General features: G+C 43.8%; 21 protein-coding genes. 19 read left to right on the top strand and 2 right to left on the bottom strand.

The features are described from left to right. The first annotated feature begins 4 nt into the window (after positions 1-4). Together WKT00_RS02820 and WKT00_RS02815 are read left to right on the top strand one after the other, a co-directional pair. Positions 5-808 carry a carbohydrate ABC transporter permease gene (locus WKT00_RS02820; RefSeq protein ID WP_173814278.1) on the top strand — a complete coding sequence of 268 codons (804 nt, stop codon included), beginning with the start codon at positions 5-7 and terminating at the stop codon, positions 806-808. A gap of 6 nt (positions 809-814) precedes the next feature. Then, positions 815-1,864: a uroporphyrinogen decarboxylase family protein gene (locus WKT00_RS02815; protein WP_173814277.1), complete on the top strand. Its 1,050-nt coding sequence runs from the start codon at positions 815-817 to the stop codon at positions 1,862-1,864. A 4-nt stretch (positions 1,865-1,868) separates the two neighbouring features. Here WKT00_RS02815 and WKT00_RS02810 read toward each other — a convergent pair whose 3' ends face one another. Then, the gene (locus WKT00_RS02810; protein WP_173814276.1) at positions 1,869-3,119 is read right to left on the bottom strand and encodes a nucleotidyltransferase; all 1,251 of its coding nucleotides are present in this window, start codon (positions 3,117-3,119) and stop codon (positions 1,869-1,871) included. 172 nt (positions 3,120-3,291) lie between these two features. Here WKT00_RS02810 and mgtE point away from each other — a divergent pair, with 172 nt between their 5' ends. The 14 genes from mgtE (at position 3,292) to WKT00_RS02740 (ending at position 19,436) form a co-directional block, all read left to right on the top strand. After that, positions 3,292-4,647: a magnesium transporter gene (gene mgtE, locus WKT00_RS02805; RefSeq protein ID WP_101694752.1), complete on the top strand. Its 1,356-nt coding sequence runs from the start codon at positions 3,292-3,294 to the stop codon at positions 4,645-4,647. 182 nt (positions 4,648-4,829) lie between these two features. Further along, a complete protein-coding gene (pta, locus tag WKT00_RS02800) occupies positions 4,830-5,831 on the top strand; it encodes a phosphate acetyltransferase (RefSeq protein ID WP_101694252.1) in 1,002 nt (333 codons plus the stop codon). 20 nt (positions 5,832-5,851) lie between these two features. Continuing rightward, positions 5,852-7,042: an acetate kinase gene (locus WKT00_RS02795; protein ID WP_101694253.1), complete on the top strand. Its 1,191-nt coding sequence runs from the start codon at positions 5,852-5,854 to the stop codon at positions 7,040-7,042. A 123-nt stretch (positions 7,043-7,165) separates the two neighbouring features. After that, on the top strand, positions 7,166-7,693 hold the full coding sequence (locus WKT00_RS02790; protein WP_340260795.1) for a YceD family protein: 528 nt from the start codon (positions 7,166-7,168) through the stop codon (positions 7,691-7,693). Positions 7,694-7,696: 3 nt separating this feature from the next. Next, positions 7,697-7,876, top strand: a complete 180-nt coding sequence (gene rpmF, locus WKT00_RS02785) for a 50S ribosomal protein L32 (RefSeq protein WP_004612498.1) — start codon at positions 7,697-7,699, stop codon at positions 7,874-7,876. 194 nt (positions 7,877-8,070) lie between these two features. Further along, the gene (plsX, locus tag WKT00_RS02780; protein WP_173814274.1) at positions 8,071-9,087 is read left to right on the top strand and encodes a phosphate acyltransferase PlsX; all 1,017 of its coding nucleotides are present in this window, start codon (positions 8,071-8,073) and stop codon (positions 9,085-9,087) included. A 2-nt stretch (positions 9,088-9,089) separates the two neighbouring features. Continuing rightward, positions 9,090-9,323: an acyl carrier protein gene (gene acpP, locus WKT00_RS02775; protein WP_101694256.1), complete on the top strand. Its 234-nt coding sequence runs from the start codon at positions 9,090-9,092 to the stop codon at positions 9,321-9,323. A gap of 91 nt (positions 9,324-9,414) precedes the next feature. Further along, the gene (gene rnc, locus WKT00_RS02770) at positions 9,415-10,110 is read left to right on the top strand and encodes a ribonuclease III (RefSeq protein ID WP_101694257.1); all 696 of its coding nucleotides are present in this window, start codon (positions 9,415-9,417) and stop codon (positions 10,108-10,110) included. 7 nt (positions 10,111-10,117) lie between these two features. Further along, complete coding sequence (smc, locus tag WKT00_RS02765) at positions 10,118-13,678, top strand: chromosome segregation protein SMC (protein WP_340260787.1); 3,561 nt, start codon at positions 10,118-10,120, stop codon at positions 13,676-13,678. A gap of 28 nt (positions 13,679-13,706) precedes the next feature. After that, positions 13,707-14,657 (top strand): signal recognition particle-docking protein FtsY, encoded by a 951-nt coding sequence (gene ftsY, locus WKT00_RS02760; RefSeq protein WP_207653805.1) that lies wholly within the window; start codon positions 13,707-13,709, stop codon positions 14,655-14,657. A gap of 3 nt (positions 14,658-14,660) precedes the next feature. Further along, positions 14,661-15,875 (top strand): threonine ammonia-lyase, encoded by a 1,215-nt coding sequence (gene ilvA, locus WKT00_RS02755; protein ID WP_101694260.1) that lies wholly within the window; start codon positions 14,661-14,663, stop codon positions 15,873-15,875. Between the two features lie 207 nt (positions 15,876-16,082). Next, entirely contained in the window at positions 16,083-17,474 is a 1,392-nt protein-coding gene (locus tag WKT00_RS02750) for a 2-isopropylmalate synthase (protein WP_173814270.1), read from the top strand. 72 nt (positions 17,475-17,546) lie between these two features. Continuing rightward, positions 17,547-18,194 (top strand): GntR family transcriptional regulator, encoded by a 648-nt coding sequence (locus tag WKT00_RS02745; protein WP_101694261.1) that lies wholly within the window; start codon positions 17,547-17,549, stop codon positions 18,192-18,194. A 45-nt stretch (positions 18,195-18,239) separates the two neighbouring features. Continuing rightward, entirely contained in the window at positions 18,240-19,436 is a 1,197-nt protein-coding gene (locus WKT00_RS02740) for an NADP-dependent isocitrate dehydrogenase (RefSeq protein ID WP_101694754.1), read from the top strand. 82 nt (positions 19,437-19,518) lie between these two features. Here WKT00_RS02740 and WKT00_RS02735 read toward each other — a convergent pair whose 3' ends face one another. Beyond that, positions 19,519-21,444, bottom strand: a complete 1,926-nt coding sequence (locus WKT00_RS02735) for an ABC-F family ATP-binding cassette domain-containing protein (protein ID WP_340260779.1) — start codon at positions 21,442-21,444, stop codon at positions 19,519-19,521. Between the two features lie 118 nt (positions 21,445-21,562). Here WKT00_RS02735 and WKT00_RS02730 point away from each other — a divergent pair, with 118 nt between their 5' ends. The 3 genes from WKT00_RS02730 to alr all read left to right on the top strand — a co-directional run bounded on the left by WKT00_RS02730 (position 21,563) and on the right by alr (position 24,979). Further along, complete coding sequence (locus tag WKT00_RS02730) at positions 21,563-22,207, top strand: redox-sensing transcriptional repressor Rex (RefSeq protein ID WP_101694263.1); 645 nt, start codon at positions 21,563-21,565, stop codon at positions 22,205-22,207. Between the two features lie 104 nt (positions 22,208-22,311). Further along, positions 22,312-23,808, top strand: coding sequence for an NAD(P)H-hydrate dehydratase (locus WKT00_RS02725; protein WP_173814267.1), 1,497 nt, complete (start codon positions 22,312-22,314; stop codon positions 23,806-23,808). 4 nt (positions 23,809-23,812) lie between these two features. Continuing rightward, positions 23,813-24,979, top strand: coding sequence for an alanine racemase (gene alr / locus WKT00_RS02720; RefSeq protein WP_101694265.1), 1,167 nt, complete (start codon positions 23,813-23,815; stop codon positions 24,977-24,979). The last annotated feature ends 21 nt before the right edge of the window (positions 24,980-25,000 follow it).

Below are 25,000 nucleotides of genomic sequence, written 5' to 3'. Positions count from 1 at the left end.
CAGAGTGAAATTTATAGAAAAACAAATCGCAAATTTGGTTTTGCTGGTAGTGATAGCGGTCAGTGTGTTCCCGTTTATTTACATGTTGATTATGTCCTTGAAAAATACGTTGAGTACGTATGATTTTAACTTGAATGGATTAACACTGGAAAATTATGTGAAAATCTTTCGAACTGCAGAATTTGAACGTTATTTTTTCAATAGTGTTTTCGTGGCGCTGGCAGGGGTGCTTTTGGCAGTTGCCGTAAGCTGTCTTGCCGGATATGCATTTGCAAAATTAAAATTTCCCGGAAATGATAAGATCTTTTTTGCTTTAATTATGACACTGATTATTCCATCGGAAGTCATTATTGTGCCGCTGTATTTAACAATCAAAAATCTGGGATGGCTGAATACCTACCAGGCATTGATTCTACCGCTTCCTACAGCTCTTGGAACCTTTATTATGAGGCAGGCTATTTTAGGGGTTCCGGATGAGGTGATTGATGCGGCGAAGATAGAAGGGTGTTCCAATTTGAAAATCTTGTGGAAGGTTATTCTTCCGCTTGTGAAATCTTCCATTCTTACGTTGGCGATCTTTACGTTTGTGGGAGCGTGGAACAATTTCCTATGGCCATTGATTGTCAGTACGAAGAATGAAATGAAGACACTTCCATTGATTCTTAGTGCAACTAAGACGCAGTTTGAACCTAATATTGGACTTACCATGGCATGTGCAGCAGTCAATTTCCTGCCGCCGTTTATTTTCTATATTCTGCTGCAGAGGAAGTTTAAAGAAGGGGTCGTATTAAGCGGTATGAAAGGGTAGAGGAAAATGAAGATTTGCATAAATCCGGCAGAAAAAATGACGCCGGTGGAAAGAAAACAAGCAATAGAAGACGGAAAAGCATATGACCGGATCCGGTGTATTCCAGCTATGGGGGAACTAAAAAGCCAGGTAGGTGGGCAAACCATATGGGATATGTGGCATGATCCTAGGAAAATAGCAGAGATTGAGGTCAGTGCATTTAACCGATTCGGACACGACCAGATGATGATCGGTCCCAATTCTTATGGAATCGCAGATGCGCTTGGCGCGGACGTGATCTATGCAGAAGATAAGCTTCCCTATATTGGGAAGAATTGCCTGAAGGATTATCAGGAACTTTCCGGTTATGAACCACTAGATGCCAAGAAAGATGACAGAATTAAGACCTTTCTTAATGCGGCAGAAATTCTTGCTGATTGTGCGGCACCCTATGTGCCGATAACGGCCAGTGTGGGAGGTCCTATGACGATTGCATCTTATCTAAGAGGTGTGGAATATTTGCTTCGTGACTGTAAACGGGAACCGGAGCAGGTTCATCGCCTCCTTCGTTTGGTAACCGACAGCGAAAAAAGCTGTATGAAGGCTATGGGCAAATACGGATTTTCGATTGCCATGGCGGATCCGGTGGCGAATCCGGAGTTGATCGGTCCGAAATATTATAAAGAATTTGCCTATCCGTATATGAAAGAACTGACGGATTATGCATACGAGGTAACCGGGAAAAAAGCGAATCTTCATATGTGCGGAAGAACGTATTCTATTTGGAAATATTTTTCTCAGTTAAATGTTCAGTTTTTGAGTCTGGATAATGCGATTGATTTAAACCGGGCAAAAGAAGAATTATCACCTTATCTTGCAATTGCAGGAAACGTGCCGCCGGTAGAGGTTGTAATGAATGGGACGAAGGAAGAGATTTTCCAGTCAGTGCAGGAGTGTGCGCGTATCGGGAAGCAGATGGAACAAGGATATGTGCTTTCGACGGGATGTGAGATTCCTTATGGAACGGCGCTAAGTCAGATTGATTGGTTTATGGAAGCTGCCAGACAATACGGGTAATCGGTTATACCCGTATAATCTGTTGGCAGTATTCACTGATAAATGGAGTTTTAAATTTTTCGGTCAGGACGCTTTCATATAGATCAGAAGCAAAGAGATCCTGACGAAGCATGGAAAGGCCGACAGAACTAAGCTGGTCGGTTTTGGTGAGTTTGGAAAGAAGCGGAATAGAAGTATGCCGCTGAATTTCGGTTAATATCTCGCGGGAGTCTTTACGAAAGCCGATAAGACGTGCGTACTGACAGCCGCCTTGTTTGGAGAATGTCCTTAGGTCATTCTTTGTGATTCCAAGAAGGATATGAAGGAGCGCGCGGCTGATTCGAGTATAGGTAAGTTCGCGGGTTTTTAATAGCTCACAGAACTGATCAAAGGAGATAAACTGATTACGTCTGTTATAAATTCGGTTAGCCAGATCTTCTGATACGTCCAGAAAGTGAGACAAGGATTCTCTGGACACGCAAAGAAGTCGGTATTTTAGCAGTAAAGAAAAATCGTTTGCAAAGACCGGGTACCGGTTCTGAAAAGTTTCACAAAAAAGTTGAAACGAAGCATCGGGAACCTGGCCTTTTAATTGCAGCAGCGACTCAACGGACGCGGATTCCGTCAGAGAGGACGACAGACAGTTCCGAATCGCGGATGCAGAACTAAAGCGCTCTGTCAATTCTTGATCATGGTAGCCGGAGAGGATACGTTTAATGGTGTAAGGCTTTATAGAACTGTCGCTTTGATAGAGTGCCTTCAGGTACTCGATTCCCAAAATGTTGTTGGGGTGTTCCAGCAAAGTGTCCAGAAATCCATCTTGAAAATAGTGCTTCAGCGCTTGCTGACGGGCGACAGGGAATGCTTTCCCTTGCTGCAATTCTTGCTTCAGCATAAGGCGGTATTCTTCAGGCTCATCAGCTGTCACATGGGCAATTCGATCAAGGGCAGAAAGATCCCCGCATTCGCTTCCAAAGCAGACAGAGTCGATGCATCCCAAATGGTTGAGAAGATTGATGCTTCCGGCGGCAAAGGATTCTGCGCTTCCCGTTGCAAAGCAGACCGGAAGTTCTAAAATGACATCGGCACCGGATTCCAGGGCGGCTTTTGCCCGTAGATGCTTTGGCATGATCGCCGGAGCGCCCCGCTGTACAAAGTTTCCGCTCATGATTACAAGCACGGCATCAGCGCCGGTGATTCGTTTTGCTTCCTTTATATGATGTAGATGACCATTGTGAAATGGATTGTATTCTGTAATCAGCCCAACAATATTCATAAAAATCTCCTTGTATATCGCATTTAAATTGATTATACTATAGAAAGGTTATGTAAGCAATATTTGGGGAAGGAGGGTATTCATGGGGCAGGATAAAATGAGCCAGATGACATCGGAAGAGTGGGGTGATGCGGTAGCTCAAGGCGAATTTGATCATGATATCAGTGAAGGCATTGAAGAACGAGAAGAACTTACAGAGGAGCGTATTCTGGAGATGCTTGACAATCGCCAGTTCAAAGAATTAAAAGAAGAACTGGAAAATAACATGTACCCGGTAGACCTTGCCGAGATTTTAGAAGAATTTGAACAGAAACAGCTTGTGATGGTGTTCCGTTTGCTGGCAAAAGAGGAGGCTGCGGAGACATTTACCTATATGAATAGTGATATGAGGGAAATCCTCATCAATGCGCTTACCGATTCAGAGCTGGAAGAAGTGATGGAAGAGATGTATCTTGACGATACCGTAGACGTATTGGAAGAGATGCCTGCCAACGTTGTGGATCGTCTTCTTATGGCAACCGATGAAGAAAAGCGAGCTCAGATCAATCAATTGCTTCAATATCCGGAAGACAGCGCCGGAAGTGTCATGAACGTAGATTATATCGCACTTAGTCAGGAGATGACGGTGGAAGATGCGATTATGAAGATTCGACAAGTAGGTTTGAACAGAGAGACTATCTACACCTGCTATGTGACAGAGAAGAGGCGTTTGATCGGAGTTGTGGATATTAAAGATCTTCTTACGACAGGAGAATCGAGAACCATTGATGAGATCATGGACACGAATATGTTGTATGCACAGACGACGGATGATCAGGAGGAAGTTGCCCGAATGATTACAAAATACGGTCTTATTGCACTTCCGATTGTGGACCATGAGCATTGTATGGTCGGTATCGTTACGGTTGATGATGCGATGCTTGTCTTGCAGGAAGAGGAAACGGAAGATATCAGCATCATGGCTGGTGTTGCGCCAAATGAAGAATCTTATTTTGGGACAACCGTTTATGAGCATGTGAAGAGTCGTCTTCCATGGCTGTTATTCTTAATGCTTTCAGCCACGGTGACTCAGATGATTATGAATAGCTATGAAGCAGCACTTGCGGTTATGCCGCAATTGGCAGGTTTCATCCCAATGCTTACAGGAACGGGAGGCAACTGTGGTTCCCAGAGTTCCACTCTTGTGATCCGTGGACTTGCGATCGGTGAAATAGAATTTCGAGATCTCTTTAAAGTGATCTGGAAGGAAGTCCGAATTGCTGTCTGCATTAGTATTATCCTTGCGGTGGTGAATGGAACGCGTATTTTGATTATGGGACAGGGAGATGCAATGATGGCATTTACGATTGGTGTCACAATGGCATGTACCGTTATTATTGCCAAAGTTGTAGGATGTACCCTTCCGTTGGTTGCCAAGAAAGTAGGCCTGGATCCGGCGATCATGGCGACACCTTTAATTTCTACATTGGTGGATATCAGTACTATCAGTGTATATTTTGCTATTGTAAGTTTTGTATTTCGGTTATAGAGAGAAAAGAGGACGCATTCGTAAGTGCGTCCTCTTTTGATGGTTAATTCTCTTTTTTATAGATTGCGTTGTAGGATGGTTTCGGTAAAATGTACGGAAAAAGAGACACAAGAGTGGCTTGTATACTATATTCATTTGTATTATAATGATTAATAGTAGAAAAAGAAAGGAGTCTATTAATCATGGGATTCATAGATGAAATTAAAGCAAAAGCAAAAACTTGTAAAAAAACAATTGTTCTTCCGGAGACAGAGGATATCAGAACTTATGAGGCGGCAGAAGCTGTGTTAAAAGAAGGAACAGCAAATCTTGTGCTGATCGGAAGCGAAGAGGAGATCGCTAAGAATAAAGGTTCTTTTGATATCAGCGGAGCTACAATTGTTGATCCGGCAACCTATGAAAAGACAGAAGAGTATATTGCAAAGCTCGTAGAATTAAGACAGAAAAAAGGCATGACAGAGGAACAGGCAAGAGAGCTTCTTCTTACAAATTACCTGTATTATGGAGTTATGATGGTTAAAATGAAAGACGCTGACGGTATGGTAAGCGGAGCATGCCACTCCACAGCAGATACATTAAGACCATGTCTTCAGATTTTAAAGACAAAACCAGGAACAAAATTAGTTTCTGCGTTCTTTGTAATGGTAGTTCCAGATTGCGATATGGGTGCTGACGGAACATTTATTTTCGCAGATTCTGGACTTGAACAGAATCCAGATCCAGAGAAACTGGCTGCAATCGCACTTTCTTCTGCAGAATCTTTCAAGACTCTTACTGGAAAAGAGCCAGTGGTAGCTATGCTTTCTCACTCTACAAAGGGAAGTGCAAAGCACGCCGATGTAGACAAAGTAGTAGAAGCTACACGTATTGCGAAAGAAAACGCTCCGGAAGGACTTATGCTTGATGGAGAGTTCCAGTTGGATGCAGCGATCGTTCCGGAAATCGGACAGTCCAAAGCGCCGGGAAGCCCGGTGGCAGGTAAAGCGAATGTGTTAGTATTCCCGGATCTTGACGCTGGTAATATCGGATACAAGCTTGTTCAGAGACTTGCAAAAGCAGAAGCATACGGACCGCTTACACAGGGAATCGCAGCTCCGGTTAATGATTTGTCTCGTGGATGTAGCGCGAAAGATATCGAGGGTGTAGTAGCAATTACAGCAGTACAGTGTATGGCTGCTGAATAAAAATAAGAGAGGTAAATGAAATGAATGTATTAGTTATCAACTGCGGAAGTTCATCTCTGAAATTCCAGTTAATTAACTCGGAGTCAGAGGAAGTTCTCGCAAAAGGTCTCTGTGAACGTATCGGTATTGACGGACGCCTTACTTATCAGCCGGCTGGTGGGGACAAGGCTGTTTCTGAGAAGGCAATGCCAACACACACAGAAGCAATTCAGTTTGTAATTGACGCTTTAACAGACGCTGAGACGGGTGTTGTTAAGAGCCTGGATGAGATCGGAGCAGTGGGACACCGCGTGGTACATGGCGGAGAGAAATTTGCATCTTCTGTTGTGATTACAGAAGACGTATTAAAGGCGATTGAAGAGTGTAACGATCTTGCACCGCTTCACAATCCGGCAAACTTGATCGGTATCAATGCTTGTCAGAAATTAATGCCAAATACTCCGATGGTTGCAGTATTCGATACAGCATTCCATCAGACCATGCCTGAGAAAGCTTATCTCTATGGACTTCCATATGAGTATTATGAGAAATATGGCGTAAGACGTTACGGTTTCCATGGTACAAGCCACAGCTTTGTATCCAAACATGCAGCAGAATTCTTAGGATTAGATCTTGATAACTCTAAGATCATTGTTGCACATCTCGGAAACGGAGCATCTATCAGTGCTGTATTAAACGGAAAATGTGTTGACACATCTATGGGACTTACTCCACTGGAAGGTCTTGTAATGGGAACACGTTCTGGTGATATGGATCCTGCAATCATGGAATACCTTGCAAAGAAAGAAGATCTGGATATGGCAGGTGTTATGAATGTATTAAATAAGAAATCCGGTGTGTTTGGATTATCCAAGGGGTTATCCAGCGATTTCCGTGACTTGACAGCTGCTATGAATGATGGAAATCCATATGCAAATGCGGCAATTGAAGTATTCTGTTATCGTGTGGCAAAATACATTGGTTCTTATTCCGCAGCAATGAACGGTGTAGACGCGATTGCATTTACAGCAGGAATCGGAGAAAATGTAGCAATTGTTCGTCAGAAAGTATGTGAATGTCTGGAATATTTGGGAGTATCTCTTGACCAGGAAGCAAATAAATTGTTCGGCGACGATCGTCTGATCTCTACTGCAGATTCAAAAGTGAAGGTTGCAGTAATTCCGACCAATGAAGAACTTGCTATCGCACGCGAGACGGTTGCACTGGTATAATTCTAAGCAGAAGAGGATTCAAAAAAGAACCAGATTGCAGAATTAGCAGAAAAAAAAGAAATTTGGTTGACAAAATCATTTTACATGATATAATAGTCTAGGTGTGAATAGGAGTAATGAATTATGATATTAAACCTATCCGACGTCTTGTCAGAACAACATAAACCGATCGATGCATCGGTGCCTGTGGAGATGGATTGCTTCCGCTCAGAACTTGGATGTTTTGAGATTGTGGATAAGAGTCCGGTGGTTCTTCATATCGAGTATATGAAAGAAAAAGAGCTGGAGATTACGGGAAATTGTGAAGTCACAGTGGTGATTCCGTGTGACAGATGTCTTACAGATGTAACAATAAAGATTCCGTTAGAGATTCACAAGCGGGTCAGCGTAGCTTCAGAGGAAGTGGAAGAGACAGACGAGTTAGACGAAACAAATTATATTGACGGATATAACTTTGACGTAGAGCAGTTAATCTACAATGAGTTATTGATAGGGTGGCCGACGAAAATTCTGTGTAGCGAAGACTGTAAAGGCATTTGCAACGTATGTGGTCAGAACCTGAATGAAGGCACCTGTAACTGTGAAGATACGGGGCTTGACCCTAGAATGTCAGTTATCCGCGATGTGTTTAAGAATTTTAAGGAGGTGTAACCTATGTCAATTTGTCCAAAGAATAAATCTTCTAAAGCAAGAAGAGACAAAAGAAGAGCGAATTGGAAGATGAGCGCTCCGAACCTGGTAAAATGCAGCAAGTGTGGCGAGTTAATGATGCCTCACAGAGTTTGCAAGGCTTGCGGAAGCTACAACAAAAAAGAAATTGTTTCTGTTGACTAATTATAATTGAGTTAAAAGAAATGTGAAAAATGGGGACTTTGAAAAAAGTTCCCATTTTTTCTTGTCTTGATTTACAAAATAGAGACACTTAGAAAAAGAAAATTTCTTTCGTTCACTAAGAAAATAAGGAATTGTATTGATTTTCCAGAAAAGGTTTAGTAGAATTAATCCTAGCAATGCTAGGAGGAAGATACATGTCAGAGATTACGAACATAGCGCTTGATGCTATGGGAGGGGATTATGCCCCGGTAGAAATGGTAAAAGGTGCAGTGGACGCCATACAGAAGGAATCTGCAATGAAAGTATTTCTGGTGGGTCAGGAAGATAAGATAAACGAGGAACTGGAAAAATATCAGTACAACAAAGAGCAGATCGAAGTCGTTCCTGCATCGGAAGTGATCGAGACGGCAGAGCCGCCTGTGAGTGCAATTCGTAAGAAGAAGGATTCGTCGATCGTGGTCGGGATGAAGATGGTGAAGGAAGGAAAAGCTGATGCGTTTGTATCTGCTGGAAGTTCTGGAGCAATTCTTGTCGGAGGCCAGGTGATTGTCGGTAGAATCAAAGGGGTGGACAGAGCGCCGCTTGCGCCGTTGGTTCCAACGGAGAAAGGGGTATCCCTTTTGATTGACTGCGGAGCGAATGTAGATGCAAGACCAGCCCATCTGGTGCAGTTTGCCAAGATCGGTTCCATCTATATGGAACATGTGATGGGTGTGAAGAATCCGAAGGTAGGAATCGTCAATATCGGTGCAGAAGAAGAAAAGGGAAATGCATTGGTGAAAGAGACGTTTCCACTTTTAAAAGAAGAAAAGAGCATTAATTTTACCGGTAGTGTGGAAGCAAGAGAGATTCCGCATGGTCAGGTAGATGTTGTGGTCTGCGAAGCGTTTGCAGGAAACATTATCCTGAAGCTGTATGAAGGTGTTGGAGCAGTCCTGATTAAGAAGGTCAAAGAAGGAATGATGACTAGCTTGAGAAGCAAAATAGGTGCATTGTTGATTAAACCGGCTTTGAAAGCAACCTTGAAATCCTTCGATGCAAGTGAGTATGGGGGCGCACCATTGCTGGGCTTAAATGGCTTGGTTGTAAAGACACATGGAAGTTCAAAGGCTAAGGAAGTAAGTAATACGCTGGCACAGTGTGTAACTTTCAAAAAGCAGAAGATCAATGAAAAGATCAAAGCAAGTATTCAAAAAGAGGAGACGAATTAACGATGGAATTTGAGAAATTAAAAGAAATTATTGCGGATGTATTAAACATGGATCCAGATGATATCCGTGAGGATATGACATTTGTAGATGATCTTGGAGCAGATTCTCTTGATATTTTCCAGATTATCATGGGGATTGAAGAACTTTACGATATCGAGATAGATAATGAAGAAGCAGAAAAGATCGTGACGGTAGGAGATGCTGTAGAACAGATTAAAAACGCAACCAATAACTAGGCGGCTATCAGATGGAGCTGTTGCGCTGCAACAGCTCCATCTTCTTATTCTTAATTGGCAGTTCTTAAGCTGAGGACAGGAAGGAAAATATATGAGTCAAAAATTAAAAGAATTGGAAAAGAAGATAGGATATACATTTCAGGATCTAGAAATCTTAAAGCAGGCAATGATGCACAGCTCTTATATTAATGAAAAGCATCTTCCAAAATACAAATGTAATGAGCGCTTAGAATTCTTAGGGGATGCAGTGTTGGAATTGGTATCCAGTGAATTCTTGTTTTATGAAGATAAAACAAGACCGGAAGGAGAACTGACGAAGGCAAGAGCGAGTATGGTGTGTGAGCCGGCGCTTGCGTTTTGTGCCAGAGAGATTGATTTAGGACAGTATCTGCTGCTTGGAAAAGGAGAAGATGCGACCGGCGGAAGAAAGAGGGAGTCTGTCACATCGGATGCGATGGAAGCTCTAATTGGAGCGATTTATATAGATGGTGGTTTTGCTAATGCAAAAGAGTTCATTAAAAGGTTTATTTTGAATGATTTAGAAAATAAAAAACTCTTTTTTGATAGCAAGACTATCCTGCAGGAGATTGTTCAGGCGCATTTTAAAGAAGAAATCTCTTATCGTATGATCGGAGAAGAAGGACCGGATCACGACAAGAGCTTTCATGCAGCGGTTTTGATCGGAGAGAAGGAATATGGAACCGGAACCGGACGAACGAAGAAAGCGGCAGAACAGGAGGCTGCTTATCAAAGCATTTTGAGGCTGCACAAAGAGAATATAAAGTAGGTGAAGCATGTATTTAAAGAGCATTGAGGTGCAGGGATTCAAATCCTTTGCACATAAGATCAAATTTGAATTTCATAATGGCATTACCGGTATCGTAGGTCCAAATGGAAGCGGCAAGAGCAATGTAGCTGATGCAGTACGCTGGGTACTGGGAGAACAGCGGGCTAAGCAGCTTCGAGGAGGCAATATGCAGGATGTCATTTTCTCGGGAACGGAGAACAGAAAGCCATTAAGCTATGCATCTGTAGCCATTACCCTTGACAATTCAGATCATAAGCTGCCCATTGATTATGAAGAGGTGACGGTAGCAAGAAAGCTGTACCGTTCAGGAGAGAGTGAGTATCTGATCAATGGAAGCGCCTGCCGTTTAAAAGATGTCAATGAGCTGTTCTATGATACAGGAATCGGAAAAGAAGGATATTCGATTATCGGACAGGGGCAGATTGATAAGATCTTAAGCGGAAAGCCGGAAGAACGAAGAGAATTGTTTGATGAAGCTGCCGGAATCGTTAAATTTAAACGAAGAAAGAATATTTCCCTAAAAAAACTGGAAGAAGAGCGGCAGAATCTTCTACGTGTCAATGATATTCTTGCAGAACTGGAAAAGCAGGTAGGACCACTGGAGCGTCAGGCGGAGACTGCAAAAGAATATTTGAAGAAGAAAGAATCCTTAAAGACATATGACATTAATATGTTTTTACTGGAAATGGATCGAATAAAGGCTCAGGTTCAGGAGATTGACGGTAAGATTGGAATTACAAAAGAAGAGCTTGACGAGGCATCGGTTCGGTATGACGGTATGAAGGCGGAATATGAAGCCGTAGAAGAGCAGGTGGATGAGATTGATGCGTCCATTGAAAATGCAAAAAGTCAGTTAAGCGAGACGACCATGTTAAAGCAGCAGCTGGAGAATCAGATCGAGCTTCTGAAAGAACAGATTCACAGCGCCCGAATGAATGATGCGCATTATGATCAGCGTGCCAGAACGATTGGTGAAGAGATAAAAAGCAGAGAAACTCAGTTGACAGAATTAGAGACGTCGCATGCACAGATTGAAAGCAAGATCAAGGAGCAGAAGAAGGAAGAAGATCAGGCGCGTCAGGAACTGATTGAGATGCAGAGCCGTTTGGCATCGCTTTCAGAAGCGGTGGAAGCCAATAAGAACGAAATTATGCAGATTCTGAACAATCGGGCGTCTACAAAAGCCAAAAGTCAGCGTTATGACACGATGCTGGAACAGATCGATGTCAGAAAGGCTCGTTTAAATCAGCAGATTATTGAAGCGGAAAGCGAGGTCAGTGAACAGAAGGAGCTGTATGACAAATATCAGAAGGAATTAAAAGAGGCTTCGGAAGAAATTCTTGCACTGACAGATGAAAATACGTCCTATGAGGCGAAGATTCAAGAATTGCAGAATATCCTTGCAAAGCAGACGGAGCAGTTTCAGATTGGTCAGAAAGCTTATCATAGAGAACAGTCCAGACTGGAATCGTTAAAGAATATTACGGAGCGGTATGATGGATATGGCAATAGTATTCGGCGCGTGATGGATCAGAAAGATCGGGAATCAGCCCTTCTTGGAGTTGTTGCAGATCTAATTAAAGTGGATAAGGAATATGAGATTGCGATAGAAACAGCTCTCGGAGGGAATATTCAGAATATTGTAACCGAAGATGAGGGAACTGCAAAGCGGATGATTCAGTATTTGAAGAAAAATCGATTTGGACGGGCAACCTTCCTTCCGCTTACGAATATTCGTGGAAATTCAGGAATTGGAAGACCGGAGGCTTTGAAGGAACCTGGCGTTATTGGCACGGCTAATACGCTGGTGCAGGTGGAAGAGCGTTATCGAAAACTGGCAGATCATCTGCTTGGAAGAACACTGGTGGTAGATCATATTGATCATGGAACGGCCATTGCCAGAAAATACAACCAGTCTCTTCGGATTGTGACATTAGAAGGAGAATTGATTAATCCAGGTGGATCCATGACAGGTGGAGCCTTTAAGAATTCCAGCAATCTTTTGAGTCGGCGGCGTGAAATAGAAGAGTTTGAAAAGACGGTCCAAAAGCTGAAACAGGAGATGGACGAGAGGGAAGCGTCATCAAAGAAGCTGCGTGCAGAGCGTGCAGGTTACTATGAAAAGACGGATGAAATCAGCGGGAAACTTCAGAAGGCTTATGTGATCCAGAATACGGCAAAGTTGAATGCTGATCAGGCGCTTGCCAAGATTCAGAGCGCAAGAGAGATGTCCAAGCAGGTACAAAAAGAAGCAGAAGAACTGGATCGACAGATTACGGATATTATGGATAATCAGGAGTCGATCAGTGTCGAACTTGATACTTCAAAGAATCTGGAAAAAGAATTGACAGAGAAGATTGAGCAGGATCAAAAACTTCTGGATGCAGGAAAAGAAGAAGAAGCAGTAAAACTTAAGAAGGTGGAAGCGATTCACTTGGCATATGCAGGGCTGGAGCAGAAATTTGCATTTGTAATGGAAAACCAGTCCCGTATTCAGGAAGAAGTAGAGAAATTCCGGGAAGAGCTTGCAGAACTGGAAGTCAATAAAGGTGGAATGTCAGAAGAAATTCAGGCAAAGGAAGGCCAGATTTCAGATCTTCGGCAGACGATTGAGAATTCAAAAGATCTGTTCGCTGAGATTGAATCTGAGATTGAACGATTCAAAAAAGAGAGAGAAGAGCTCAACCAGAAGCATAAGACGTTCCTGGAGAAGAGGGAAGAGCTGTCGAAGCATATGTCGCTTTTGGATAAAGAAATCTTCCGTCTGGAAAGCCAGAAAGAGGGATACGAAGAAGCTTCCGAAAAGCAGATCAATTATATGTGGGAAGAGTATGAACTGACTCTGAACCGTGCCAGAGAACTGCGGGACGCTAACCTTACGGATCTCATAAAAATGAAGAAGAAGATTCAGGAATTAAAGGCAGAAATCCGGAGTCTTGGAAATGTAAATGTGAATGCGATTGAAGAATATAAGAGTGTTTCGGAGCGTTATGAGTTCCTGAAAGGGCAGCATGATGATCTGGTGGAAGCAGAAGCTACATTGGAGCAAATTGTAGAAGAACTGGACGCGGCTATGCGCAAGCAGTTTAAAGAGCAGTTTGCCAGAATTGCGTCTGAGTTCGATATGGTGTTCAAGGAATTGTTCGGCGGCGGAAAAGGAACGCTGGAATTGATGGAGGATGAAGATATTCTGGAGGCGGGTATTAAGATCATTGCGCAGCCGCCGGGTAAGAAACTTCAGAATATGATGCAGCTTTCCGGTGGAGAGAAAGCGCTGACAGCAATTGCACTGCTGTTTGCAATTCAGAATTTAAAACCATCGCCGTTCTGTCTTCTAGATGAGATTGAAGCGGCCTTGGATGATAATAACGTAGATCGTTTTGCGCAGTATCTACACAAGCTGACAGAGAATACCCAGTTCATCGTGATTACGCACAGAAGAGGAACGATGACGGCAGCAGACCGTCTCTATGGAATTACCATGCAGGAGAAGGGGGTTTCGACGCTGGTATCGGTCAGCCTTTTAGAAGAAGAACTGGATCAGTAGAGAAAGAAGAAAGATGAGGGATGAGCATATGGCAGAAGAGCAGAAAGAGAAAAAAGGATTTTTCAGCCGTCTGGTGTCCGGGCTTAGTAAGACGCGAGCGAATATCGTATCTGGCATGGACAGCATTTTCAATGGCTTTAGTCACATCAATGAAGATTTTTATGAGGAACTGGAAGAAGTTTTAATCATGGGAGATTTGGGTGTGCAGGCAACCTATGACATTTTAGACGATCTTCGGGCAAAAGTGAAAGAACGTCATATTAAGGAACCGGCTGACTGCCGACAGATTCTGATTGACAGCATCAAAGAGCAGATGAATGTAGGCGAGACCGCCTACGAATTCGAGGAGAAGCAGTCCGTCGTGATGGTAATTGGTGTGAACGGTGTCGGCAAGACGACGACCATCGGAAAGCTGGCTGGCAAACTTCGCTCAGATGGGAAAAAAGTTATCCTCGCGGCGGCCGATACGTTCCGTGCAGCGGCCGGAGAGCAGCTTAAGGAATGGGCAGACCGTGCACAAGCGGAACTCATAGGCGGACAGGAAGGGTCAGATCCTGCAGCTGTTGTATATGATGCGGTTGCGGCAGCAAAGGCGCGACATGCAGATGTGTTACTCTGTGATACGGCGGGACGTCTTCACAATAAGAAAAATTTAATGGAAGAATTACGTAAGATGAATCGGATTATTGACCGTGAGTACCCAGAAGCCTTCCGGGAGACGCTGGCAGTGTTAGATGCTACCACGGGTCAGAATGCGCTGCAGCAGGCCAAAGAATTCAACGAGGTGGCCGATATTACGGGAATTATTCTCACTAAAATGGATGGAACTGCCAAAGGCGGAATTGCAGTGGCTATTCAGGCGGAGCTTGGAATCCCGGTGAAATATATTGGAGTAGGAGAGACTATAGACGATTTGCAGAAATTTGATGCAGATGCGTTTGTACGGGCTTTGTTTGATCAACCAAAAGAGGAGGAATAAGAGATGTTGACATTGGAAAAATTTGAACAGGCAAGTGAATTGGTCAAGAAGGTTACCCTTCCAACCAAACTGGTATACAGTGAGTATCTGAGCAAACAGACAGAAGGGAAGATCTATCTGAAGCCGGAAAATATGCAGTATACAGGAGCGTATAAAGTACGTGGAGCATATTATAAGATCAGTACCATGAGCGAAGAAGAAAGATCCCGCGGACTGATCACTGCATCGGCAGGAAATCATGCACAGGGCGTTGCTTATGCGGCTCAGAAGTTCGGATGTAAGGCTACGATCGTTATGCCTACGGTGACCCCGTTGATCAAAGTAAACCGTACGAAAAGCTATGGAGCAGAAGTCGTGCTTCATGGAGACGTCTATGACGATGCATGTGCTTACGCACTGAAGCTGGCAGAAGAGCATGGCTATACGTTTGTTCATCCATTTGACGACCTGGATGTAGCAACCGGACAGGGTAGCATTGCAATGGAGATTGTACAGGAATTGCCTACGGTAGACTATATTCTTTGTCCGATCGGCGGAGGCGGACTGATTACGGGTGTGTCTACCCTTGCTAAAATGCTGAATCCGAAGATTAAGGTAATCGGTGTGGAGCCTGCGGCGGCAGCCAGCATGACGGCGGCTATTCAGGCAGGAGAACCAGTGACGTTAGAAAGCGCCAATACCATTGCCGATGGTACAGCGGTTAAGAGAGTAGGAGAAAATATTTTCCCATATGCGCAGGAGAATATTGATCGGATTATCACAGTGGAAGATGATGAATTAATTGGCGCATTCCTTGATATGGTTGAGAATCATAAGATGGTCGTAGAGAATTCAGGACTTCTTACGGTAGCGGCATTAAAGCAGCTTGACCTGAAAGGGAAAAAGGCAGTGTCTGTGTTAAGCGGTGGTAATATGGATGTGATTACCATGTCTTCGATCGTACAGCATGGATTGATTCAGAGAGATCGAATCTTCTCTGTATCCGTTCTTCTTCCAGATAAGGCAGGAGAGCTGGTACGTGTGGCATCTACCATTGCCAATGCCAACGGAAATGTTATTAAACTGGAGCACAATCAGTTCGTCAGCACCAACCGTAATGCGGCAGTAGAACTTCGGATTACGATGGAAGCGTTTGGAACGGAGCATAAGCACGAGATTATGAAAGCTTTAGAAGACGAGGGGCTGCGTCCAAGAGAGATTGGAGCAAAATTATATTAATACAGAAAAAGAAGCGAGGGCGTCGGTTGTACCGGCGCCCTCGTAGTTGTAGCTCCTTTGGTTCTGTTATAAGGGGCAGAAAAGGAACGGACAATAGAAAGTCGGGAAAATCATTGACAATTCTATATCACTTTATCTTGACATAGCGCTGAAGAAGTGTATAATTGTATACAATGATACAACATGAAAGAAAGAGAGAGAACGAAGATGGAGAATCGAAAAGTATATCTGGATAAACATACGAATCTGCTACAGTTAGAAGAGCACATGTATCCGCTGGTGGATGTGGATACTCCGAACGTATTCCGTAATCTCTTTCACTATGATGAGATTCCGAAGATTGCGTTTAATGACAGAATCGTACCACACAGTATGCCGGATGAAATCTGGATTACAGATACCACGTTCCGGGATGGACAGCAGTCACGGGCGCCTTACAGTACGGAGCAGATTGTGAAAATTTATGATTATTTTCATCAGCTTGGAGGACCAAAAGGAAAGATCCGTCAGAGTGAATTTTTCCTGTACAGCAAAAAAGACAGGGACGCTGTCTATAAATGTATGGAGAAAGGATATCAGTTCCCGGAGATTACCAGTTGGATCCGCGCCAATAAGAAAGATTTTGAATTGGTAAAAGAGATTGGAATGAAAGAAACGGGAATTTTAGTCAGCTGTTCGGATTATCATATTTTCTACAAGATGAAAATGACCAGGCGGGAATGTATGGATCACTATTTATCTGTAGTAAGAGAATGCCTGGAGACAGGAATAAGTCCGAGATGTCATTTGGAAGATATTACCCGTTCGGACATTTATGGATTTGTGATTCCGTTCTGCTTGGAACTTATGAATCTGATGAAGGAATATCAGATTCCGGTGAAAATCCGTGTCTGTGACACGATGGGATATGGAGTTAATTATCCGGGAGCGGTGATCCCAAGATCGATTCCTGGAATTATCTATGGACTTCGTGTACATGCAGGGGTTCCAAGTGAACTGATTGAGTTCCATGGGCACAATGATTTCTATAAAGCAGTCAGCAATTCTACGACTGCATGGCTTTACGGAGCAAGCGGCGTGAACTGCTCTTTGTTTGGAATCGGGGAGCGCACCGGGAATACGCCTCTGGAGGCTATGGTATTTGAGTACGCACAGCTTCGAGGTACGTTAGATGGTATGGATACCAAAGTTATTACGGAACTGGCAGAGTATTATGAGAAAGAAATCGGATACTGTATACCATCCAGAACGCCCTTTGTTGGAAAGAACTTCAATGTAACAAGAGCAGGAATTCATGCAGACGGCCTGTTGAAAAATGAAGAGATTTATAATATTTTTGATACGGAAAAGTTCCTTGGAAAGCCACCGCTTGTAGCAGTATCCAACACATCCGGTCTGGCGGGAATTGCTCATTGGATCAATACCTGGTTTTGTCTTTCAAAAGAAAAGCAGGTGGATAAAAATTCCGAATTGGTTCGGATGGTGAAAGCCTGGGTGGACAAAGAATATGAAAGCGGTCGTGTGACGGTGCTTACGGATGAGGAATTGCTGCAGGTGATTGACGATGCGTGCAAGACGCTTGGCATAGAACTTGTCTAAGTAATCATAGGAGTATTTTATGATCTTTCAGGAGGCTGAAAGAGAAGGTTTGAAAGAAAAAGAGGAAAAGAGATGGAAGAATATCAGGATCAGTCCCTTCGGGGAAAGGTATTTCAAAGACTGAGAGAAGATATTTTATCTGGTGTTTATCAGGAAAATGATGAATTAAGAGAGGTGTCTATCGGAGAGGAATTAGGAGTCAGCAGAACGCCGGTCAGAGAAGCTCTGCGTCAGTTGGAGCTGGAAGGTCTGGTGACGATCGTTCCAAACAAGGGCGCTTATGTAAAAGGAATCACCAAAAAAGATGTCCATGATATCTATAAGATTCGCTCTCTTCTGGAAGGCTTATGTGCCAAGTGGGCGACAGTGCATATTACCGATCAGCAGATCGAGGAACTGGAAGAAATCGTTCTGTTATCCGAATTTCATTTGAAGAAACAAGGACAGAGAAAAGCAAAACAAGTATCAGATCTTGACGGAAAGTTTCATAAGGTCTTGTATGAGGCGTCTAATAGTCGTATACTGGAACATGTATTATCCGATTTTCATAAGTATGTCAAGATGGCGAGAACCATGTCGGTAGGAGAAAAAGAGCGGGCGGAGAAGTCCATTGATGAGCATCGGGCAATTCTGGAGGCGATTCGGAAAAAGGATGCTAATCTGGCGGAACGGCTTGCTAACCAGCATATTATGAATGTGATGGAGAATCTGCATCTGTAAAAGATGCATCAGATTGAAACGAAGAGAAAAGGAGAAGGAAAGCAGATGGCGAAGATTAAGATGACGACTCCGATTGTGGAGATGGATGGAGATGAAATGACCCGGATTCTTTGGAAGATGATTAAAGAGAATCTTCTGGAGCCATTTATTGAACTGAATACAGAATACTATGATTTGGGATTGGAGCACAGAAATGAGACCAATGACCAGGTGACGATCGACTCCGCAAATGCGACAAAGAAGTATAAAGTGGCGGTGAAATGTGCGACAATTACGCCAAATGCTGCCCGTATGGAAGAATACGATCTGAAAGAGATGTGGAAAAGTCCAAACGGTACCATTCGTGCGATTTTAGACGGAACGGTATTCCGTGCGCCGATCGTTGTGAAGGGAATTGAGCCTTGCGTGAAGAACTGGAAGAAGCCGATCACCATTGCAAGACATGCATATGGAGATGTTTACAAGGGATCCGAGATGAAGATTCCGGGAGCAGGAAAGGTAGAGCTTGTCTATACGGCAGAAGATGGGTCTGAGACGAGAGAACTGGTACATAACTTCGCAGGAGCCGGAATTGTGCAGGGAATGCACAACTTAAATGGTTCTATTGAGAGTTTCGCAAGAAGCTGCTTTAGTTATGCGCTGGATACCAAGCAGGATCTGTGGTTTGCAACCAAGGATACCATCTCTAAGAAATATGACCATACTTTTAAGGATATTTTCCAGGAGATTTATGACGCAGAATACAAAGAAAAATTTAAGACAGCTGGAATTGAATATTTCTATACATTGATTGATGATGCGGTAGCTCGTGTAATGAAGTCAGAAGGCGGATATATCTGGGCATGTAAGAACTATGACGGTGATGTTATGAGCGATATGGTTTCTTCTGCATTTGGCTCTTTGGCTATGATGACGTCCGTATTAGTGTCTCCAGAAGGGTATTATGAGTATGAGGCAGCTCATGGAACCGTGCAGCGTCATTATTATAAGCACCTGAAAGGGGAAGAGACCTCTACGAACTCTGTGGCAACCATCTTTGCCTGGACAGGAGCATTGAGAAAGCGCGGAGAAATGGATGGGAATACAGAATTAATGGCATTTGCAGACAAGCTTGAAAAGGCAACGATCGATACCATTGAAGAAGGAAAGATGACCAAGGATCTGGCATTGATTACGACAATTCCAAATCCAACTGTATTAAACAGTGAAGCATTTATCAAAGCGATTGCAGAAAAACTGTAATACCTGCAAAAATTGTAAAGGGTTGTAAACATAATTTGGGACGGAGTAAAATGAAACTTTACTCCGTCCCAAATTGAATTCTCTACTCTGCCAATTCTTCCCATCTTAGGTACAGTTCTTCTAATTCTTCAGCGATCGCGGCCTTTTCGTGAGCCAGTTCCTGGCATTTCACAGAATTAGTGAAAATTTCTTCCTCCATCATCAGCTGGTCGATTTCGCCGTCCCGTTCTTCTAACTGTGTAATTCGTTCTTCTGTTTTGCGAAGATCATTTTGGCGTTTTCGCTCCTTTGCCTGAGCTTCTTTTTGTTCTTGCCAGCTTAGTTTGCCTTCGGATACCGAAGTGGTGTTGGTGGAAGGAAGAGAAGAGGTGTTTGCTGGAGTGGAAGCGTAAGCTTTTGTCAGTTCTTCTTTCTTTTCCAAGTAGTAGTCATAGTTTCCAATATAGTTTATGAAAGTCTGATTGACCAGATCCAGAATCCGGGTTGCTGTCTGATTGATAAAGTAACGGTCATGGGATACATACAGGATCGTTCCTGTGTAGTCATTTAATGCTTTTTCCAGAATTTCCTTGGAAGTAATGTCCAAATGGTTAGTAGGCTCGTCGAGAATCAGGAAATTTGCTTCGGACAGCATTAGTTTTGCCAGAGATACGCGTCCGCGTTCTCCGCCGCTTAGATCCTTGATCCGTTTGAATACGTCATCGCCGGTAAAAAGAAAGGCGGCGAGCATATTTCGGATTCGAGTACCGGTAAGTGATGGATAGGAATCAGAAATTTCATCAAAAATCGTTTTTTCCATATTCAGCACATGGTGTTCCTGATCGTAATAGCCGATGTGGACATTCGTGCCAAGGATAAAGGTTCCGCCATCTGCCGGAAGTACCTCGTTTAAAATTTTAAGAAGCGTTGTCTTTCCGGTTCCGTTGTCTCCGATTATGGCAACGTGTTCTCCGCGTTTTATTTCAAAGCTGATGTCTTGGAACAGCGTTTGATTTGGAAAAGATTTGCTTAAATGTTCCACTTTAAGTACATCGTTTCCGCTGATACAGGAAGGCTCCAGTGTCAGTTGAATCTGTGTATTTACTTCTATTGGTTTTTCTACAGGAGTCATCTTTTCTAACATCTTTTCCCGGCTTTCGGCTCGGCGAATGGATTTTTCCCGGTTGAAAGAGCGAAGCTTTTCAATGACGGCTTCCTGATGCTTGATTTCCTGCTGCTGTTTTAGATATTCTTTGAGCCTTGCTTCTCGAACCTGCTGTTTTTTCTCAGCGTATGTTGCATAGTTTCCAAGATAGGTGGACAGTTGTCCCAGTTCGATTTCCAACACCTTGGTGACAACACGATTTAAGAAATAGCGGTCATGGGAGACGATAAGAACCGCTCCCTGATAGTTGAGAAGATACGTTTCCAGCCAAGCGATGGAAGTAAGATCCAGGTGGTTGGTAGGCTCGTCAAGAAGTAGAATGTCCGGTTTGGTCAGCAGAAGTTTTCCTAAGGATACCCGGGTTTTCTGACCACCGGAAAGCGTAGATACAGGTTTGGAAAAATCGTCTTCCGTAAAGCCAAGTCCTTTGAGGACTCCGGTGATTTCGCTTTCGTAGGCGTAACCGTTCTGTCGTTCGAATTCTGCCATCAGCCGGTTGTAAGTCTCCAGCCTTGCAGATAACGTTTCTCCTTCGAGAGAAGGCAGCTCCTGTTCGATGGAGCGGATCTGACATTCCATTTCGATCAGATCTGCCTTGGCAAGGCGGACTTCCTCGTAGATGGTCGCGCTGCCGGACATGTCCTGATGCTGGGCAAGATATCCAAGAGTTTTTCCCTTGGTAAGGATCACGTCTCCGTGATCAGGTGAAAGTTCACCTACAATCATTTTCAAAAGGGTGGATTTTCCGGCGCCGTTAGGGCCGACTAAAGCCACCTTTTCATGGTCTTCTATATGAAAAGAACCATCGGTGACAATCGTATTTTCACCGAAAGCTTTTGTAATTCCGTGACATGCTAGTACCATAATTTCCTCCTTTGTTTTTCCGTTTCTATTATATCGAAAATAGGAGAAAAAACAACTTAAAGTTTGACTTTGAAAGGAAAATTCTATATAATGTTTTCTAGAATGGAAGGTGAGATGATTGGAAGATAGAGGGATTTCTCAGGCAGTGATTCGCAGGCTGCCAAGATACTACAGATATTTGGGAGAACTGCTAGAAGGCGGAGTAGAACGAATTTCCTCAAATGATTTGAGTAAACGAATGAACGTAACTGCGTCTCAGATCCGTCAGGATCTGAACAACTTTGGAGGGTTTGGACAACAGGGATATGGATATAATGTAAAGTATCTGTACACAGAGATAGGCAAGATTCTGGGACTGGAAGAAGACCATAATATCATTATTATCGGAGCGGGTAATCTTGGACAGGCGCTGGCTAATTACGCAGCCTTTGAAAAGAGAGGCTTTATCTTAAAGGGAATCTTTGATGTGAACCCAAGACTTGCGGGAGTGACGATCCGCGGGGTTCCGATTCGGATGATGGATGAGCTTAGATCCTTCGTTGCGAACAATGAGGTAGACATTGCAGCTCTTACGATTCCGAAAGATAAAGCAGAGGAAGTAGCTGATATGCTGGTAGAGAACGGTGTCCGTGCAATCTGGAATTTTGCACATATTGACCTGAATCTGCCGGACAATGTGATTGTAGAGAATGTTCATCTCTCGGAGAGTCTTATGCAGTTGTCATATAATATCAGCCGATATAACGAAGAACATCAAAAATAAGCAAGAACAACACAGGGACGTGTAAGGACAGGCATGTGCAGACAGGCTTGTCTCTATGCGTCTTTTTTCATTGAAATAAAAAATATGACAGGGGGGGTAGCAGGATGGAGTATTTGGTAAACAGTCGTCAGATGAAGATGGCGGATCAGTATACCATACAGGAGAAAGGGGTTTTGTCGCTTACATTGATGGAGCGAGCGGCCGAAAGTTGTGTGAGGGTTATGGATGAACTCGGCATGGATTTATCCAGACCTTGTGTGGTATGCGGGTCGGGCAATAATGGAGGCGATGGCTTTGCGATTGCAAGGCTTTTGGCAGAAAGAGGGAAGGAGGTTACGGTATTTCTAGTCGGCAATAGCTCCAGCTGTACGGAAGAGACGAAGCATCAGATGCGTCTTCTTAAAGAGACGGGAACGCAGATTCTGGAAGGATATGAGCCGGGGGATTACAGTCTCATCGTAGATGCCATTTTTGGCGTGGGATTAGGCCGGGAAATTATTGGCAGATACGTACAGGTGATTCAACAGATGAATGAAGCTGATGCACAGAAATTTTCAGTAGATCTGCCATCTGGAATTTCAGCAGATCATGGAGCTGTGATGGGAATCGCATTTCAGGCGGATGTGACGGTGACGTTTCAGACAACCAAGCTGGGACTTGCACTGTATCCGGGGAAACGTTATGCCGGGAAGGTATTTGTAGAAGATATTGGAATTGACCTGACAAAGGCAGAGAAAGATTCCAATCTTACCTATGCTTACGAGCGGGAAGATTATCGAAAGCTTCTTCCGATAAGAAGAGCAGATTCTAACAAGGGAACCTACGGCAAGGTTCTTGTGATTGCCGGAAGCAAAGGCATGGCAGGAGCGGCGTATTTGAATGCTTATGCAGCTTATATGGCAGGCGCAGGTCTGGTACAGATCTATACAGCTGAGGAGAACCGTGTGGTTCTGCAGCAGCTGCTGCCGGAGGCAATCGTCACAACCTATGATCTCTATGATCAGGGAGAGCTTTTAAGGCTTTTGAAATGGGCCGATGTAGTCTGTGTTGGATCGGGGATCGGGACGACGGAGAAGGCACGAAAGATTCTGCGTGCTACATTGGAAAATGTGCGTGTTCCATGTCTGGTAGATGCAGATGGATTGAATCTGATCGCCGCTCACAAAAAATATCTGGATGCATTGTCTGTGGATGATCTGGTATTTACTCCGCATATGATGGAAATGTCAAGGCTTACAGACTTAACGATTGAGGAGATTCGCTCTTCCAGAATGGACGTGATAAAAAGCTTTGCCGATCAGCATCGTTTAACCTGTGTGTTAAAAGATGCCCGCACGGTTATTGCGTCGAAGGGAAGAAAAGCAAGTGTCAATCTGTCGGGGAATGCATCGATGGCGAAAGCCGGTTCCGGCGATGTGCTGTCCGGCATAATCGCAGGTCTTATGGCACAGGGAATGGAAGGCTATCAGGCCGCGGTTCTGGGGACATATCTGCACGGAAGAGCCGGAGATCTGGCGCGTGAGAGAAAAGGAACTTACAGTGTGATGGCAAGAGATTTGATCGAATTTCTTGCGGGAGCGTGGAACGAGTTGGAGGAATAAGGGTATGAAAAACTATACAAGAGTATGTGCAAGGATCAATTTGGATGCAGTGGAATATAATATAGAGATGATGAAAAAGAATTTAAGCGGCAGTGCGAAAATGATCGTTGTCATCAAAACAGATGGGTACGGCCATGGCGCGGTTCCCATTGCGAAAATGCTGGAAGAGAAGGAATATGTATGGGGCTTTGCTGTGGCAACCCTCGACGAGGCCGTGATCTTAAGAACAGCTGGCATTACGAGACCTGTTCTGGTATTGGGCTGCATTTTCCCGGATCAGCGAAGAGAGATGATTGCCCAGGAGATTCGCATGACGGTTTATACAGAAGAAATGGCAAAGGAAGTATCCGATCTTGCTTGTGAAATGGGGAAGAAAGCCTATATCCATGTGAAACTGGACACAGGAATGTCAAGAATCGGATTTCCGATAGAAGAGGCAAGTGCTCGTGCAATCGCAGAAATCAGCAAACTTCCGGGATTGATACCAGAAGGTATGTTTACGCATTTTGCCAAGGCTGACGAGACAGAGAAGAGTTTTACAAATCAGCAGTTTGAAAAATATATGTGGATGAAGGAACGGCTGGAAAAATCCGGGGTTACTTTTGAAAACTATCACTGCTGCAATAGTGCTGGAATCATTGATCTGCCGGAAGCTGAGCTCGACTTGGTAAGAGCAGGGATTGCGACTTATGGGCTGTATCCGTCGGAAGAAGTGAAAAAGGAGAGGGTTCCTCTTCGTCCTGCGCTTACTCTGGTCAGTCATATTGCCCATGTGAAATGGATTGAAGAAGGTGTTCCGGTCAGCTACGGAGGAACCTTTGTATCGAAACGCCGAACGAAGGTAGCTACCATTCCGGTGGGGTATGGAGACGGTTATCCAAGAAGCCTGTCCAATAAAGGATATGCGTTGATTCGCGGGCAGAAAGCTCCAATTATTGGCAGGGTATGCATGGATCAGTTTATGGTAGACGTTACGGAAATTGAAGGAGCAGCGTTTGGAGACCTGGTTACTTTGGTGGGCTGTGATGGAGCAGAAACGCTTCCGGTAGAAGTGTTAAGCGAATTATCTGGAAGATTTAACTATGAATTTGTCTGTGATCTTGGAAAACGGATTCCAAGAGAATACATACGCTGCGGCGAGGTTGTGGAACAGAAAGACTATTTTTCCTAATTCTTATGATTTTTTGCCGCG

It is taken from the genome of Dorea sp. ICN-14282 (genome assembly GCF_037890115.1).
GTDB classification, from domain to species: Bacteria; Bacillota; Clostridia; order Lachnospirales; family Lachnospiraceae; genus Dorea_B; species Dorea_B phocaeensis.
The sequence above is the reverse complement of the archived record's forward strand: the minus strand, read 5'-3'. Positions and strand labels throughout refer to the sequence as shown.